Below are 16,162 nucleotides of genomic sequence, written 5' to 3'. Positions count from 1 at the left end.
ACCGCCTTGTAATTAACGACGAATTTCTTTAATTCTCGCTGCTTTACCGCGCAGTTCACGAAGATAATAAAGCTTCGCACGACGCACTTTACCACGGCGAGCCACTTCGATTTTATCGATTTTAGGCGAGTTGATTGGGAAAGTTCTTTCCACACCAACACCGTAAGAAATTTTACGAACGGTAAAAGTCTCACTGATTCCGCCACCGCGACGTTTAATTACTACACCTTCAAACAACTGGATACGCTCACGAGTTCCCTCGATAACCTTAACGTGTACTTTTAAAGTATCACCAGGACGAAAGCTCGGAATATCTTTACGAAGTTGTTCTTGAGTAATCGCTTGAACGATATTCATCTAGGACTCCCTCCTCTCACACAGGTGTTCTTGCATCTTCCGGAAACTCTATGTATTTCCTTCATTATCCGCAGCGGACCACCGTATTCACAACAAAAGAAATAGTAACATATTTCGCTGACTGAATCAAGTATTTTATCTTTACACCCCCTCAATATATCCGCTCAACGCTCACAGGTCATTAAAAAACCACTTCCAGCATGAGGGATCATGCCGGAAGCGGTTAGGCTGAGCTTAATTTACGCTTTCTTTCGAGTCGTTCAGGCCTTTGTGGCGCTTGCCATAGTATTCAAGAATGTCGTCTACCGTTTGGAATTGAACTTCAGTATGGTTTGATTCTTCTATTTTTGCTTCCTGTTGTTGTCGATGTTCTGTCATCACAAGATGCCTCCCAGTAATCTCAAGTGTTTCTCCAGATACATATTACCCACCGAAGGAGACGATGCATCAACCATATTAAAAAAATTGACACTGAAGTATACAATACTGGGCTATGAGCCAATTCTAAAGATAGAAATTCTTGCAGCGGTTTGCGGTGCCGTTATCGATTTAGTGACCGGCGATAAATTATAGAGCCCAACGGTATTACCTGCGCTTAAATTAATGACGGCAGATCCTGAAACCTCGGCGTTGGCCGAATTCGAGTTCATGTTCGCCGTATTTGTCGTATTACCGTTGACAACGATTCCGAACGTATTAGGCGCTGACGAACCCGTTTCGACCGAAATCTGCCAATCAAAGTAATAGAAACCTGCTGTCACGATGGTCAGCGTCGTAGTACCATTAAAGGTTACACCTTGAAGTGTGCTTGTTGAAAAAGCAACCGGTGAATTGGTAGCCACATTTTGAGCTACTCCGTTACTGGCATAGATCACACTACCTCCCACAAGGGTTGTGGAGCCGGTTGGACCCGTCGGGCCTGCCGGACCTGTTGCTCCCGTGGCCCCTGTGGCTCCTGTTACTCCGGTAGCTCCCGTTACCCCAGTTGCTCCTGTTACACCTGTTGCTCCTGTTACCCCAGTTGTTCCTGTTACTCCCGTTGCTCCTGTTACTCCGGTTGCCCCGGTTACCCCAGTTGTTCCTGTTACCCCAGTTGTTCCTGTTGCTCCTGTTGCACCAGTTGCTCCTGTTGATCCCGTTGCTCCGGTGGCTCCTGTTGCTCCTGTTGCTCCTGTTGCTCCTGTTACTCCGGTGGCTCCTGTTGCCCCGGTTACCCCAGTTGCTCCTGTTGCTCCCGTTGCTCCTGTTGCTCCTGTTGCTCCTGTTACTCCGGTGGCTCCTGTTACTCCGGTGGCTCCTGTTGCTCCTGTTGCCCCGGTTACCCCAGTTGTTCCTGTTGTTCCTGTTGCTCCCGTTGCTCCTGTTACTCCGGTGGCTCCTGTTGATCCCGTTGCACCTGTCGCTCCGGTCGCTCCTGTTACTCCGGTGGCTCCTGTTGCTCCGGTTACCCCAGTTGTTCCTGTTGCTCCAGTTGTTCCTGTTACCCCAGTTACTCCGGTTACCCCTGTCGCTCCTGTTGCTCCTGTTGCTCCCGTGGCTCCTGTTGCTCCCGTTGCTCCTGTTACTCCGGTGGCTCCTGTTGCTCCGGTTGCACCTGTCGCTCCGGTCACTCCTGTTGCTCCGGTTACCCCAGTTGTTCCTGTTGCTCCTGTTGCTCCGGTGGCTCCTGTTGCCCCGGTTACCCCAGTTGCTCCTGTTACCCCAGTTGTTCCTGTTACCCCAGTTGTTCCTGTGGCTCCCGTTGCTCCTGTTACTCCTGTTGCTCCCGTTGCTCCTGTTACTCCCGTTGCTCCTGTTGCTCCTGTTGCACCAGTTTCTCCTGTCGCTCCAGTTTCCCCAGTTGCCCCCGTTGCTCCTGTTTCTCCTGTTTCTCCTGTTGCTCCTGTTGCTCCTGTTGCTCCGGTCACTCCCATTTCACCTGTTGCTCCGGTCGCTCCCGTGGCCCCTGTTGCTCCTGTTTCTCCTGTTGCTCCTGTTACCCCAGTGGCTCCCGTTGCTCCTGTTGCACCAGTTTCTCCTGTCGCTCCTGTTACTCCGGTGGCTCCTGTTGCACCCGTTTCTCCTGTCGCTCCCGTTGCTCCTGTTGCTCCCGTTACACCTGTTGCTCCTGTTGCACCCGTTTCTCCTGTCGCTCCCGTTGCTCCTGTTGCTCCCGTTACACCTGTTGCTCCGGTGGCTCCCGTGGCCCCTGTTTCACCTGTAGCTCCTGTAGCTCCTGTTGCTCCTGTAGCTCCTGTTGCTCCTGTTTCACCTGTTGCCCCCGTTGCACCCGTTTCTCCTGTTACTCCTGTTGCTCCTGTTTCTCCGGTTGCACCAGTTACCCCAGTTGCTCCACTTGCTCCCGTTGCTCCTATTGCTCCTGTAGCTCCTGTCTCTCCCGTTGCACCCGTTACTCCCGTTGCACCTGTCTCTCCGGTTGCTCCGGTAGCTCCTGTTGCTCCTGTCGCTCCAGTTGCTCCCGTTGCTCCGGTTGCACCAGTTTCTCCCGTTGCTCCAGTTACCCCAGTTGCTCCTGCTGCTCCTGTTACTCCCGTTGCACCTGTCTCTCCGGTTGCTCCCGTTGCTCCTGTTTCTCCTGTCGCTCCCGTTGCTCCTGTCACTCCAGTTGCTCCTGTCACTCCAGTTGCTCCTGTTTCACCTGTTGCTCCTGTTACCCCTGTTGCTCCTGTCACTCCCGTTTCACCTGTTACTCCGGTTGCCCCGGTTACCCCAGTTGCTCCTGTTACCCCAGTTGTTCCTGTTGCTCCGGTGGGGCCGTTTATAATAGGAAAACTGTAAAATAGCCCGATAAAAGGGCAAAAATAAAATATGAGCTGTCACAATTACACAGGATGCCGCCCCATTGGACAAGTTGGGCGGTATTTCTGTGTCTGGATAGCGCTACTTCGGGACAACTTGACTCGAAGTCAAAGGAGGGGTTGCTACATGCCGATAAGGCTTGATTGAAAATCAGGCCTTTTTTCATGCTATATGACGGACAAGGAGGTAACGTGCATGGCAAAAAATAAGCCGAATCAGTCGGACGAAGTAAAAACTATGCCGGAAAAAGAAACTCCTGCCCCGGAAATAAGCACCGGAGAAGCAGTGACTGTGCCACCAAAAGACGAAGCGACAACTTCAAAGGAAATGGGCGAAGCAAGAGCAGAGCCGCCCTCTCCTGTTAATGGTGAACGTATTTCCGCTTTCGGAGATATTGTTGTTCCCTTTGAGAAAATCAATGAGATTGTTTCCAAAAAGCAGGCAGCAGTAAAAGAAGCGAAGAAAAGTGTCTCCACCGATAACAAGACACAGCCCGATAAAATCGGGCCGAAAGCCGGAGCCACCCGGAAGGGACGGGCAAAGTCGCTTGAAGAAATCGAGCAGAAAAATACACCTAAAGACCACCAGAGTCAGACCGCCGAAAAAGCGAACGAAAAACCTGCCCTCCCTGCCAAGCAGGAAAAAGCAGCGAAAGCTACAAAGAACGATCAAACCGACAAACAGAAGCAAGCGCAAAGGATTGACGGTTCTGCTTCCGAAAAATCTACTGAACAGGCATAGCAAACAGCACCGTCCGCAGAACTTCCAACCGAACCGAAGGAGGCTCCCCGATCAGGCGAACAAGAGCAGATCGTCTATCTGAGACTTTCGGAGCTTCATCCGTTCAAGGATCATCCTTTCCAAGTCCGCGATGACGAAGAAATGGCGGCGATGGTGGCAAGCGTAAAAGACAAGGGCGTTACACAACCCGCCATTGTGCGCCCCCGCGAAAACGGTGGGTATGAAATTATATCCGGTCACCGCCGCCAGAAAGCCAGCCAATTAGCCGAATTTGCAGATATGCCCTGTATCATCCGCAGCATGACGGACGAGCAGGCAATCACGCAGATGGTGGAGGATAACACCAACCAGCGTGAAAATATTCTCCACAGTGAACGAGCCAAAGCTCTACACATGCAGTTGGAAGCTATTAAGCGGCGGCGTTGTCCCTCCCAATCAGGGTAATTTGATATGAAGGCAAATTTCTCAAATGGTAAGTTGGTCATTCGTTTTACATTGAATTTTATCGCACATCAGATCCTGCTGTTCCACACCGTCTCATTGCCGGCGGCTTTCTATATTGTCGTGCTAAAGCAACCGGAAAAATGTGGGGAGTATTTAATTCTTGACAGGAAAAGACGCTTTTTCGCCCTCTCAAGTCGTCTTTACAGGGAGGTCTACGCCAATCTTGAGTCTCTCTCCTTGACCTTACAGGAAAATGAGCGAAAACGGCAAGAGTTCGAACAGTTGAGACAGGATTGGGCCTCGGGCGTCACCCATGATTTGAAGACTCCTTTGTCTTATATTTCTGGTTATACGGACATGCTTTTATCGGATGAACATGAATAATTTAGGGGGTACATCCATTATTGTGCATATACAAGATAACTCTCATGTCCAATTACAGGTCACAGACAATGGAAAAGGAATGGATGAACAAAGTGTCGCCGGTCTGTTTGGCAGGTACTATCGAGGGACTTCAACGGATACTCCTACAGCCAGTACCGGATTAGGGAAGGCGATTGTGAAGCAGATCATCACCGCACATCAAGGAACCATCGATGTCAAAAGTAAAGTAGGTCATGGCACTTCGGTTACCGTTCAAATGCCTCATAGTCAAAATTCAGGAAAAAACTAAACGTTGTGACCGATCTATTTTAAGGGGGTTCTAATATCTTTGAGAGCTTTTATTCAAAAACAAAAACCGTTATTTAGGTAAAAACCTAACCTGTTGAATCGTGGAATGGCGGCTTGCAAGAGTCAAGTCGTCACTTTCTCAAAAAAGGAATAGAGAGGGTATATTTGCTATGCCCTTTTTGGGCCTTCCAGTGGCGGCATGAGATTGGAGGGTTCTTTGTGTTCCACAATCTACTTCAATCCATTAAATGTGAAAGGCCGTCACCCGATCGTGGCGATCCGATATAGCAGAAGTTTTCCTATGATACCTTAACGAGTTACATTTTCAATTTGATTCAAAAGGGAGACAAAAGCTATGCTGAATCTCTTTTGAATGAGATCGACATTAATGATCTAACTGATCGCCAACGAGCTTTTTGCTGGTACTACAAAGGTTTATTGAAGGACGAAACGAAGTTTCAATATCATTCGATTGACTTTTTTGTAAAAATCGCTGATTACTACCGTTTGCGTCTTCCTGTTGAAGAACTTCGCAAATTGGGCGAGAACGAGGAAGCGTTAAAAATCTTTTTAAGAAAGGGAATCTCAAATGAAGAAGATGAAAAAGTTACTCATAACCTGTAGTTTAACCTTTGTTCTTTTTGCGTCTAGTAGTATTCCTGATTTGCAGACCCTACTAGTGGAACTGTTGAACCTAATTCCTTCAAAGCGAATCCAAGTACGGAAAAAGCGTCTTCACATCTTAGTAGTAATGTAATAATTCTGTAGTTGCTGATCCTGTTGGTGGTGTTGAACCTAACTCCTTCAAAACGAAGCCAAGTACGGTAACGTATAGTTAAGTATAAGTTCATTGCTTGGCCTGTGGTCACTAGTCAATAAAAAAAGTAGTAAGGTGAATATCGCCTTACTACTTTTTTTCAATCACTCTGCTTTGGCTGGAGGTTTTTTTATAATGGATTTCAGATAGTCTTTAATCATCTCTTTGCTTCTCTCTCGATCCATCTTTTGAGGCTCCAGGTACAGATTGAGAGCCATTCCGTTCATAAAAGCATACAGTTTTTCTTTCTCCAACTCCTCATCTACCTCTCGCAGCAGCCCTTCCTTTTTCAAATACACAATGCAATCCTTAATCGCTGTTTGCAACTCTTCATAATTAATGTCAAACCCTTGATGTGTTTTTCCAAATGTAACAAATGCAAACCAAACCTCCATTTCCAACAGGGTTTGTTGATCTGTAGGGATCAATTCCACTAGGTACTCAACGATTCTTTCGGCGGGAGTCAGCTCTTTTTCTTCCAGATTTGTTAGGCGGATCACTACCTTTTCCTTGACTAATTCCATCGCAAAAATCAAAAGACTTTCCTGAGTGGGGAAGTAATGTCTCAAAGCTCCTTGCGATAAGCCGGCTTCTTTTGCAATCGTTCTCGATGTCGCATGCTGAATACCTTGTTCACTAATTATTTTCCATGTTGCTTCAGCGAGTAGCTTTTTTCTTTTGGCGTGGTCCACGATTTTTGGCATAGCTCCATTATAACATTTTATTTAACTCAAGTGAATTAAATAATTGATTTATTCGACTCGCTGTGGTAGACTTTATTTCGTTCAGTCGAATTAAAAAAAGTCTTGAATAAAAAAGGCTCAATTTAATAATCAGTGCTTGACGGAAAAGAGGGCAGAAACGGAAGGGATGAGAGAGACTGGTAAATGTTTTCTGGAAGAAAGCGACTTCGGGAGCGTAGGCTGCAAAGCGCTCGCCTTTGTCCTCAGATTTCAACTGTTGAAGCGGTTATGATCAAGAAATCTGGGGGCAACAGTGATTGATGTCCCCTCATTCCCCGAAGTGGCTTCCTCCGCATAACATCATGCACTGATTAGCTACCTATACTGAAGAGGAAAAGAAAGGAAGTGGGAGTCTAATGGATAATCAGCCAGCTATTCGGTTACCGAAATGGGGGAAGGCGATGGGTGTAATTAGTGCGACCATCCTTGTGGCAGCTTCACTGTGGTTGATGTGGACCGGAAATTTAAATATACGATATACGGCTGATCATGAGGGAACAATCCCGCTTTATTACAATTGGGTGCCGGCAATTATTTGTATTTTGCTTATTCGTCTGATGCCTGTTCATTGGCAGGAGAACAATCCGTTTATACATTGGACACAACAAAAACTGCTCGTCCAATCCGGGGTGTTATTTCTCTCTGCTGTTTTATACACGGTTTCTCTTCTGTTGATAGGCGGGCAGGGGATGGATTTTCAGATGTATCACATGGTGTTCAAGCTGATCTTTTTATTGTTCATTCCCTTGATTTTTTTGCTGCTGCATCGGAAAATATCGGGCTACTCTAGGGGGCTTTCGACTGCCAAATCTTTTTCCCGAAGGAGTTGGGTGGCGCCACTTATCATCATTGTGGTCTGGGGATGTTTGAAGTTCTTTTCTCCACTTGCTCAACCGGAGGGAACCATAGAATTGGCCGACCCTATCGTATTGATTATTATGGTGGTGATCAGTTTTTTGATTAATAGCGTTTTGGAAGAGATTTTTTATCGGGTTTGGCTGCAAACCCGGCTGGAAGTTTTGCTGGGAAGATGGCCGGCCATTTTGCTTGTCTCGATCTTATGGGCAATTTGGCATATCTCCATTCAAGGCAGCGGTCAATGGGATGTTGATGCTGCGACCGTGATCGCCAATCACGGGCTTACGGGTCTGTTCCTTGGTTACTTGTGGGCACGCTATCGGAGGGTTTGGCCTCTTATTGTTATTCATGGATTAATAAACGCTTCTCCTCATTTTCTGATGCAGATTTTGCTTCCGTGATCAGGGAGTGGTGGCAAAGCACGGATAACCTTGGCTTATGGGAGGCGTGATTTTTGTTGTTTCCATTCTTTGTATGTGAGGGGTCGTTGCCTTGTCGTGACGGCCAGATGTAGCAAAAGTTTTCAAACTACTTGATTTCAAAAAATCACAGGAATACTTGGGCGTTAAGTGCGCCATTTTTTTATTCGCCACCTTTCGGGGATTATCCCTAAAAGGTGTTTTTTATAATCTTTTTTGACTGTTTACGATCTTTTTCAACAAGTTATATTGGACAAGCTTCGTTGCTACTTCGTCCCCGCTGTCGTTCCCCTCCACTTCCGTTTCGATTTTTTCTCTTCAAAAAAATCGAACGGAGGAACATCATATGACAAAGATTAATCTGCGGGATTACTACCCATTTTGCAATCACGACATTTTCCTTGAGATTCCTCATGAAGTCGCAACAGTCCTGCTGGAAGCTGAACGGCAAGAAGAAGCGTATCGGCGGCGTATGTACCGCCACAAGGCACAGTATTCCCTTGACCGGGGAGATGGGATTGAGCATGACATGAGGGTCGGTTCTGTCCTGAAAATGTCACGGTTATTGGAAGGATGTTTTCTTCAGCTAGTGATCCTTGATAACTAAATACGGATAACCCGGATACGTTTCATGTGTGAGGGAGCCAAGCCGCAGAGTGCGCCATAACTTTTTAGCGAATTTAATCGTTTGAGAACGAGCGACAAACACGATCTACGGTAAGCAGACTGTGGTAGTCTGCCGGGCGATGATCTCACACATAGGATAATGATACTTACGGTTTGAACGCTTCACAGCATTGACCGTCGCGCCATCAGCATGGGGCGGGGTGATATTCCCATGAGGGCGGTTGCCACCGCCTGTTCGGATTATCTTTTATTAAACTACAGGAGGAAGCACCGGTTTTTCTGTCTAACGACAGCCCAATACTTCCCGGCGCGGTACTTAGCTTACTTTGGCATGAGGAGAAACGAAATGGAAAAAGATACGATTTCTACTGAAATGCTTTCTGAACAATGGAGTAACAACGCTTGCCGCAGCTATGTCATTTGGGCAATGGAAAACTGTGGTTTCGGTACTGACAATATTCAGCGTGTAGTTTCAGAACTTCGTTATGTTTTTGATTTCAAGTCCATTGACGAAGCTGACGAACATTACCGAAACAGTCCCTATTGACTTCGGGTCAACTTGTCCCGAAGTATACGGACAGACGAACAGCCATCACTTTTATTGCAAGTGGTGGCTGTTTTTGTTTCTCACAGGACAAACGGGGAAGCGCATATACTGAATCATGCTAATCAAGGAGGGCATGATGAATGATTACTTCTGAACTGATTGATCGTTTTATGAATGTAAATATGGAGACCATAGATACCGGAAAATTAGCTGATATAGGTACACTGGAATTTGATAATTCTCTCCCGATAGAACAGCGGCCAGCTTATGTTTTGGAAAAACTAAAAAATCCGTTGTGTTTCCGTTGTGGTGAGGTGGGTGTAAAACTTGAATTTGACGATACCGCGCCCCCCATTCAAGAGGTACTCACGAACTTTATGATACGCAAGAAAAGTGGCTTGTAATGCGACTTTGTGCCCTCGACAACATGGTTCGCATTACGCCCGAATGGTATAATAGAGGTGTAATGTGATAGGAAGGAGGACACATGGCCAGAGTAGCCAATAGGCAGAATATTGTAAAAGCAGCTTCAAAAAAGCGGGTATGGTATGTAGGCTTTTATATCCGTCTTTCACGCGAAGACAAGCGTGGAAAAGATGAATCCGAAAGCATTACCAACCAAAGACTGATTTTAACAGACTTCCTTGAACAGCAAGATGATGATGACGAGTATGTTTTTGTTGGTGAATATGTTGATGACGGTGTTAGTGGTACGACAGACGAGGAACGAGAAGACTTTCAACGGCTGCTAACCGATATACGAAAAGGAAAGATCAACTGTGTGATCGTGAAGAATCTTGCCCGGAGCTTCCGCAACAATGGCGATCAGAGTTATTATCTTGGCGATTGGTTTCCACGAAACAATGTCCGGTTTATTTCGCTTTACCAACAACCCGTTGACACGTACAAAGACCCGCAAAACGCGCAAAACATCGCCGTTCCGGTTCAGGGCGTTCTGAATGAAGAACATGCAAGAGGTACTTCGGAGAGCGTCAGGAGAACCTTTGACAAGAAGCGGGAGAAAGGTCTGCATATCGGCTCGTTTGCCGCTTATGGCTATCTGAAAGACCCGGAGGACAAGAACGCTCTTATACTCGATGAGGAAGCCGCAGAAAATGTCAAAAGCATTTATGCTTGGTTCTTAGAGGGCATGAGCAAAAATGCGATTGTTCGCAAGTTGAACGAAAGCGGCATATTATGCCCATCAGTGTATAAAAAAAGCAAGGGCATGAAATACAAGAATCCCAACAGCGAGGGCGGCAATCCGTTATGGTGTGCCATGACGGTCACCAATATGTTGAAAAACCGCATTTATGTTGGGGATATGGTGCAAGGGCGTTATCGCATGAAGAGTTATAAAATCCATGTACAGGAAACGGTTCCCGAAGATGAATGGTTCATCGTCGAAAATACGCATGAGCCGATCATTAGTCGTGAAGATTTTGCCAAAGTGCAGGAACTTTTGAAAAAAGATACCCGCACCGCACCAAAGCAAAAAACGTTATATTTATTCAGTGGCTTCCTACGCTGTGCAGATTGCGGCAAGGCCATGACACGAAGCACCGTTAAAGGGAATGTGTACTACTATTGCCGCACTTACAAAGACCAGTCCAAAGAGGCTTGTACGAAGCATACGATGAAGCACAACCACTTAGAACAAGCAGTATTGTATGCCATCAAACAACAGGTCTACATTGCGGTTTCCCTGTCAGAAATGATTTCACGGATTAACAAGGCCCCACTCCAAAAAAGCCAGTCCATTCGTCTTAATGAATTGCTAGGGGCAAAGGAAAAAGAGCTATCCAAGATTTCACGCTACAAGCAAAGTATTTATCAGGACTGGAAAGATGGAGAAATTTCTCATAAGGAATATCGCCAGATGAAAGAGGACTATGAGCGGCAAGTCGAAGCCATTAACGAAGTGATAAGCAATCTGCAAGAAGAAAAGGCCGAACTTGAAAATGGTGTCGATGTGGAGAACCCGTTTCTAGCAGCCTTTCGGAAGTATGAAAATATCGACAAACTGACAAGGGACATTTTGATTGAACTTGTGGACACCATCAAAGTATACGAAAACGGCAATATCAGCGTGAAGCTGAAATTTGCCAATGAGTACCGCAGAGTTGCGGAGTACATTGAAGTCAACACCCCTGAGAACGCGGTTTAGAGAAACCGCATTTTTAATGGCAGTTTGTTTTCCTAATATAAATGTTCCGGTGGCCCCCGTTGCTCCTATTGCACCAGTTTCTCCTGTTTCACCTGTAGCTCCTGTTGCTCCTGTTGCACCCGTTGCTCCTGTCACTCCCGTTGCTCCTGTCACTCCCGTTGCTCCGGTGGCTCCTATTGCACCCGTTTCACCTGTTGCTCCGGTTGCACCCGTGGCTCCTGTTGCACCCGTTTCACCTGACGCTCCTGTTGCTCCTGTTACTCCTGTTTCTCCTGTTACTCCTGTTTCTCCTGTTGCTCCTGTCGCTCCAGTTTCCCCAGTTGCCCCCGTTGCTCCCGTTGCTCCTGTTGCACCTGTCTCTCCGGTTGCTCCCGTAGCTCCTGTTTCACCTGTTGCTCCTGTTGCTCCTGTTACACCAGTTTCTCCGGTTGCTCCTATTGCTCCTGTAGCTCCGGTGGCACCAGTTTCTCCCGTTGCTCCTGTTTCACCTGTCGCTCCTATTGCACCCGTTACTCCCGTTGCACCCGTGGCCCCTGTTTCACCTGTTGCTCCTGTCGCTCCGGTCGCTCCCGTGGCCCCTGTTGCTCCGGTTGCACCGGTTGCACCGGTGGCTCCTGTTTCACCTGTTGCACCCGTTGCTCCCGTTGCTCCTGTTACTCCCGTTGCTCCCGTTGCTCCTGTTGCTCCTGTTGCTCCTGTTACTCCTGTTGCTCCTGTAGCTCCTGTTGCTCCTGTCTCTCCGGTTGCTCCTGTTGCCCCGGTTACCCCAGTTGTTCCTGTTGCACCAGTTGCTCCTGTTGATCCCGTTGCTCCTGTTACTCCTGTTGCTCCGGTGGCTCCGGTGGCTCCGGTTGCACCTGTCGCTCCCGTGGCTCCTGTTGCACCGGTTGCTCCTGTTGATCCTGTTATCCCCGTGGCTCCTGTTACACCTGTCTCTCCTGTTTCTCCTGTTACCCCTGTTGCTCCTGTTGCACCCGTTGCTCCCGTTGCTCCTGTTGCTCCCGTTGCTCCGGTTGCTCCTGTTGCACCAGTTTCTCCCGTTTCACCTGTTGCTCCAGTTGCTCCAGTTGCTCCAGTAACCCCCGTTGCTCCCGTTGCTCCCGTTGCTCCCGTTGCTCCTGTTTCACCTGTAGCTCCTGTAGCTCCTGTCGCTCCCGTTGCACCTGTCTCTCCGGTTGCTCCTGTTACTCCGGTGGCTCCTGTTGCTCCCGTTGCCCCAGTTGCTCCCGTTGTTCCTGTCATTCCCGTTTCACCTGTTGCTCCGGTCGCTCCTGTTGCTCCTGTTGCTCCCGTTGCACCAGTTACCCCAGTTGCTCCCGTTGCTCCTGTTGCACCAGTTACCCCAGTTGCTCCCGTTGCTCCTGTTACTCCTGTTACTCCTGTTGCTCCTGTTTCACCTGTTGCTCCTGTTGCTCCGGTTGCTCCCGTTGCACCCGTTTCTCCTGTCGCACCGGTTACTCCTATTGCACCGGTTGCTCCTGTTGCACCAGTTACCCCAGTTGCTCCCGTTGCTCCTGTTACTCCTGTTACTCCTGTTGCTCCTGTTTCACCTGTTGCTCCTGTTGCTCCGGTTGCTCCTGTAGCTCCTGTTGCACCCGTTGCTCCTGTTGTACCAGTTTCTCCTGTCGCACCGGTTGCTCCTGTAGCTCCTGTCGTTCCTGTGGCTCCCGTTGCACCCGTTGCTCCTGTTTCCCCAGTGGCTCCCGTAGCTCCTGTCACTCCAGTGGTTCCTGTTGCTCCTGCTGCTCCCGTCGCCCCTCTTGCTCCTGCTGCTCCCGTCGCCCCTCTTGCTCCTGCTGCTCCCGTCGCCCCTCTTGCTCCTGCTGCTCCCGTCGTTCCTCTTGCTCCTGCTGCTCCCGTCGTTCCTCTTGCTCCTGCTGCTCCCGTTGACCCAGGAACACCCGGTACTCCTTGGGCCCCTGTGGCTCCTGTTTCGCCCGTTGGTCCCGTTGGATCTTGTACATTTTCAACGAAATCCTGCATCATCATACTTTGAACGCTCTCGGCACTTATTCTTGAAACAGATAACAAAGAAAACAACAACCCATTCCGATCAGTTGTCGGTATATCCAAAGTCGTTAGCGTTTCTCCAAGTATATTGGTATAATTCATCAATCGATCATTCACTTGCATCAGAGACGCGCCTTCCAGCAGTGATGCTATAACGTCCTGAGACGCTGTCTGCAAAGCTTCCTGCTGCGCTGCAGAAGCCCCCGCACGGGATAATTGCTGATTGATTTCTTCAAAAACAACCCCTAATCTATTCTCAGAGTCCATCCCTGGATTCGTTACTGCGTCCGCAATATATAACGGGAGATTATCGATCAAGTTGTGTAACGGAATTAAATCCATTCTTTCTTGAGCATAACCCCATCTATTGAGCGAACTGCTAATTTCAAGAATGGATGATCTTATCAATCTTCCTATTCCAATGCGCTCGGCATAAGAAAGGATAAGTACCGCAAAAAAGTTTATTCGATCTATAATTTCTCTGCTATTGTTCATATTAGAAATAACTAATACTTGTTCAGCCGCCATTCGAATAAATCGCTTCTCGCTTTTAGAGAGCGACCTATCGGAAGACAACAATTTTTGGATCCGCCGAACTTGTCTTTTTAGCCGAATGAAGTTTTCATGCACCGGTTGCTCAATGAATATGCGGACAAGTACTCTCAATTGGCGAAACGACCAAACCAGGCGACTCAACCAAAGCTCTCTTAACCTCTTCCGCCTGGGTTCCATTTTTCGTGAAGGCGTGCACTTCAATTTGCCGCGATTTCCTCTCCGTGGGGAATCCAATATGCTTCACTCCTCGTTCTGCTTCTCTACGACTCAGCAATCACCCATATCTGCAGACTATTCACTGGGCGAACAATAGGTTCTAGATCTTACAATTGAACCGCAACAAAAAAAGAGAAGGCCCATTTAAGAGAAGCCCTCTCTTTTCGTTATCCAGGTTATTCATTTCATTTTGCCTTGCCGCTTTGGGCACGTAATTTCTCAAGAAACGCCGTATCCTGTTTCGAAAGCTCCAGTCCCTCCAATAATTCAGGGCGTCTTTCCCATGTCCGTTTAAGCGCTTGTTCACGGCGCCATACATCGATATTCGCATGATGACCGCTTAGCAAAATATCCGGCACTTTCCAGCCGCGAAACTCCGCCGGACGTGTATAGTGCGGGTATTCCAGCAGGCCCGTACTGAATGAATCCGTCACCGCCGAGGTTTCATTCCCAAGTACACCCGGCAGCAATCGGACGACGGCATCGATGACCACCATGGCCGGCAGCTCTCCGCCGGTAAGCACGTAATCTCCGATCGATAACTCATCCGTCACGAGAAACTCGCGGATTCGTTCATCGTAACCTTCGTAATGCCCGCATATAAACACCAGATGCTCTTCTTGAGACAGCTCTTCCGCCTTCTTCTGCGTAAAAGTCTCTCCTTGCGGACACATCAGAATGACTCGCGGAGGCTTGGCTGCGCCGGTGATTTCCGCCGAAACCTCTCGGGCAGGGTCAGCTCCCTCCCCATGATTCGAAATCTCATTCGGATCCGAAGCGAGGATGTCCTCTACCGCAGCAAAAATCGGGTCCGGTTTTAACACCATTCCGCCACCGCCGCCATATGGCGTATCATCGACCTGCCCATGCTTGTTCCCGGCATACTGGCGGAAGTTGATGGCATTCAGGTTCACGATTTCTTTCTCGGCCGCTTTACCCAGAATGCTCGAATGGAACACGCCATCAAACATTTCGGGAAACAGCGTCAACACATCAATCCGCATGGACTATAACAACCCTTCCATAAGATGCACGCGGACAAGTTTCGATTCCTTGTCCACATCCAGCACGACATCCGGTATGGCCGGGAGAAGAATTTCTTTTCCCTTAGGCGTTTTGACAACCCACACGTCGTTGGCGCCTGGCGTCAAAATCTCGGAAATCGTGCCCAACTCCTCAGCCGGTTCCTCATCCGTCACCACTTTGCAACCAATGATCTCGTGGAAATAGTACTCGTTCTCCGGAAGCTCCTCCTGAAGATCCTCGGTGATTTTCAGCAGCGAACCCTTATATTTTTCAGCCTCGTTAATCCCATGAAGCTCCTTGAATTTCAGGACATACATGTTTTTATGAAAGCGGGATGTTTCGACCGTTACTTCAATCTTATTCCCTTTGTCGGGAACGATATACAGCTTGCTCTTCGCGGCAAAACGCTGGTCGGCAAAATCCGTATGCGGCATGACCTTAACTTCGCCGCGAATGCCGTGCGTGTTCACGATCTTGCCAACGGTATACAACTTTTCAGACATGGTCTTCCTCCTGCATCACTTAATGAACGTTCTAAGCTGGTATGACCGGCTGATTTCTTCAGCATGTACGAAAAAGGGCTAGGACATGCATCCTAACCCCCTTTCGTATATTTTAAGAAATGATATCAACGGTCACCCGTTTATCCATTTTAACTGCCGCCGATGTAACGACTGTACGCAATGATTTGGCGATACGCCCTTGTTTGCCTATGACCTTCCCGACATCGTCAGGATGCACGTACAGTTCATATACAATCAAGTGCTCCTTCTCAACGGTTTTCACAGTCACATCTTCTGGATGATCCACTAAAGCCTTAGCAATAACGCGAACTAATTCTTCCATAGATAACCCTCGCGATCAGTCTTATTTCTGATGCTTCAGCTCATGAAACTTCTTCATTACGCCCGCTTTGCTAAGCAAGTTGCGAACCGTGTCAGATGCTTGCGCACCATTTTGAAGCCAGTTCAGTGCTTTCTCTTCATCGATCTTAACTTCAGCCGGTTGAGCAACCGGATTGTAATAACCGATTTCCTCGATAAAACGGCCGTCACGTGGGGAACGGGAATCAGAAACCACCACGCGGTAGAAAGGAGCCTTGTGAGCACCCATGCGTTTCAGACGAATACGTACTGCCATTTGAAAATTCACCTCCTTCAAAAA

At 48.1% G+C, this 16,162-nt stretch carries 18 protein-coding genes and 1 pseudogene; 10 read left to right on the top strand and 9 right to left on the bottom strand.

The annotated features are described in order from the left end of the window. Window positions 1-12 precede the first annotated feature (12 nt). From rplS to BMX45_RS01355, 3 genes are all read right to left on the bottom strand, one after another. Window positions 13-357 (bottom strand): 50S ribosomal protein L19, encoded by a 345-nt coding sequence (rplS, locus tag BMX45_RS01360; RefSeq protein ID WP_015736355.1) that lies wholly within the window; start codon window positions 355-357, stop codon window positions 13-15. 234 nt (window positions 358-591) lie between these two features. Then, window positions 592-735 carry a hypothetical protein gene (locus BMX45_RS31165; RefSeq protein ID WP_175495016.1) on the bottom strand — a complete coding sequence of 48 codons (144 nt, stop codon included), beginning with the start codon at window positions 733-735 and terminating at the stop codon, window positions 592-594. A gap of 113 nt (window positions 736-848) precedes the next feature. After that, a complete protein-coding gene (locus BMX45_RS01355) occupies window positions 849-3,029 on the bottom strand; it encodes a collagen-like protein (RefSeq protein WP_217648103.1) in 2,181 nt (726 codons plus the stop codon). A gap of 322 nt (window positions 3,030-3,351) precedes the next feature. On the opposite strand from BMX45_RS01355, the gene BMX45_RS01350 reads away from it, so the two are divergent. The 5 genes from BMX45_RS01350 (at window position 3,352) to BMX45_RS01335 (ending at window position 5,637) form a co-directional block, all read left to right on the top strand. Then, window positions 3,352-3,897 carry a hypothetical protein gene (locus tag BMX45_RS01350; protein WP_090908172.1) on the top strand — a complete coding sequence of 182 codons (546 nt, stop codon included), beginning with the start codon at window positions 3,352-3,354 and terminating at the stop codon, window positions 3,895-3,897. 69 nt (window positions 3,898-3,966) lie between these two features. Beyond that, window positions 3,967-4,341: a ParB/RepB/Spo0J family partition protein gene (locus BMX45_RS01345; protein ID WP_217648108.1), complete on the top strand. Its 375-nt coding sequence runs from the start codon at window positions 3,967-3,969 to the stop codon at window positions 4,339-4,341. A 6-nt stretch (window positions 4,342-4,347) separates the two neighbouring features. Then, complete coding sequence (locus BMX45_RS31550) at window positions 4,348-4,725, top strand: histidine kinase dimerization/phospho-acceptor domain-containing protein (protein WP_217648102.1); 378 nt, start codon at window positions 4,348-4,350, stop codon at window positions 4,723-4,725. Next, entirely contained in the window at window positions 4,718-5,014 is a 297-nt protein-coding gene (locus tag BMX45_RS31545; protein ID WP_217648101.1) for an ATP-binding protein, read from the top strand. The genes BMX45_RS31550 and BMX45_RS31545 overlap by 8 nt, the downstream gene beginning before the upstream one ends. 368 nt (window positions 5,015-5,382) lie before the next feature. Next, window positions 5,383-5,637, top strand: coding sequence for a hypothetical protein (locus tag BMX45_RS01335; protein ID WP_175495015.1), 255 nt, complete (start codon window positions 5,383-5,385; stop codon window positions 5,635-5,637). Between the two features lie 297 nt (window positions 5,638-5,934). Here the strand turns inward: BMX45_RS01335 and BMX45_RS01330 are convergent, their stop codons facing one another. After that, window positions 5,935-6,534: a TetR/AcrR family transcriptional regulator gene (locus BMX45_RS01330; RefSeq protein WP_090908170.1), complete on the bottom strand. Its 600-nt coding sequence runs from the start codon at window positions 6,532-6,534 to the stop codon at window positions 5,935-5,937. Between the two features lie 395 nt (window positions 6,535-6,929). Between BMX45_RS01330 and BMX45_RS01325 the strand changes: the two genes are divergently transcribed. From BMX45_RS01325 to BMX45_RS01305, 5 genes and pseudogenes are all read left to right on the top strand, one after another. Then, entirely contained in the window at window positions 6,930-7,832 is a 903-nt protein-coding gene (locus BMX45_RS01325; RefSeq protein WP_090908169.1) for a CPBP family intramembrane glutamic endopeptidase, read from the top strand. 364 nt (window positions 7,833-8,196) lie between these two features. Then, the gene (locus BMX45_RS01320) at window positions 8,197-8,457 is read left to right on the top strand and encodes a hypothetical protein (RefSeq protein WP_090908168.1); all 261 of its coding nucleotides are present in this window, start codon (window positions 8,197-8,199) and stop codon (window positions 8,455-8,457) included. Window positions 8,458-8,823: 366 nt separating this feature from the next. After that, window positions 8,824-9,024 (top strand): hypothetical protein, encoded by a 201-nt coding sequence (locus BMX45_RS01315; protein ID WP_090908167.1) that lies wholly within the window; start codon window positions 8,824-8,826, stop codon window positions 9,022-9,024. Between the two features lie 140 nt (window positions 9,025-9,164). After that, a complete protein-coding gene (locus BMX45_RS01310; RefSeq protein WP_090908166.1) occupies window positions 9,165-9,428 on the top strand; it encodes a DUF6870 family protein in 264 nt (87 codons plus the stop codon). 83 nt (window positions 9,429-9,511) lie between these two features. Further along, window positions 9,512-11,062: pseudogene (locus BMX45_RS01305) on the top strand (recombinase family protein); the annotation flags it as partial. On the opposite strand, the gene BMX45_RS01300 reads toward BMX45_RS01305, so the two are convergent. The 5 genes from BMX45_RS01300 to rpsP form a co-directional block, all read right to left on the bottom strand. Beyond that, window positions 11,012-13,933 (bottom strand): collagen-like protein, encoded by a 2,922-nt coding sequence (locus BMX45_RS01300; RefSeq protein ID WP_302847854.1) that lies wholly within the window; start codon window positions 13,931-13,933, stop codon window positions 11,012-11,014. The pseudogene BMX45_RS01305 and the gene BMX45_RS01300 overlap by 51 nt on opposite strands. A 224-nt stretch (window positions 13,934-14,157) precedes the next feature. Beyond that, the gene (gene trmD, locus BMX45_RS01295; RefSeq protein ID WP_090908164.1) at window positions 14,158-14,976 is read right to left on the bottom strand and encodes a tRNA (guanosine(37)-N1)-methyltransferase TrmD; all 819 of its coding nucleotides are present in this window, start codon (window positions 14,974-14,976) and stop codon (window positions 14,158-14,160) included. Window positions 14,977-14,979: 3 nt separating this feature from the next. Next, window positions 14,980-15,501 (bottom strand): ribosome maturation factor RimM, encoded by a 522-nt coding sequence (gene rimM, locus BMX45_RS01290; protein WP_090908163.1) that lies wholly within the window; start codon window positions 15,499-15,501, stop codon window positions 14,980-14,982. 112 nt (window positions 15,502-15,613) lie between these two features. Beyond that, window positions 15,614-15,844, bottom strand: coding sequence for a KH domain-containing protein (locus BMX45_RS01285; protein ID WP_006211360.1), 231 nt, complete (start codon window positions 15,842-15,844; stop codon window positions 15,614-15,616). Window positions 15,845-15,865: 21 nt separating this feature from the next. After that, window positions 15,866-16,138 (bottom strand): 30S ribosomal protein S16, encoded by a 273-nt coding sequence (gene rpsP / locus BMX45_RS01280; RefSeq protein WP_006211361.1) that lies wholly within the window; start codon window positions 16,136-16,138, stop codon window positions 15,866-15,868. Between the last annotated feature and the right edge of the window lie 24 nt (window positions 16,139-16,162).

The sequence above is a fragment of the Paenibacillus sp. cl141a genome (genome assembly GCF_900109305.1).
GTDB lineage: Bacteria > Bacillota > Bacilli > Paenibacillales > Paenibacillaceae > Paenibacillus_AQ > Paenibacillus_AQ lautus_A.
This window is presented reverse-complemented; position numbering and strand designations above follow the sequence as displayed.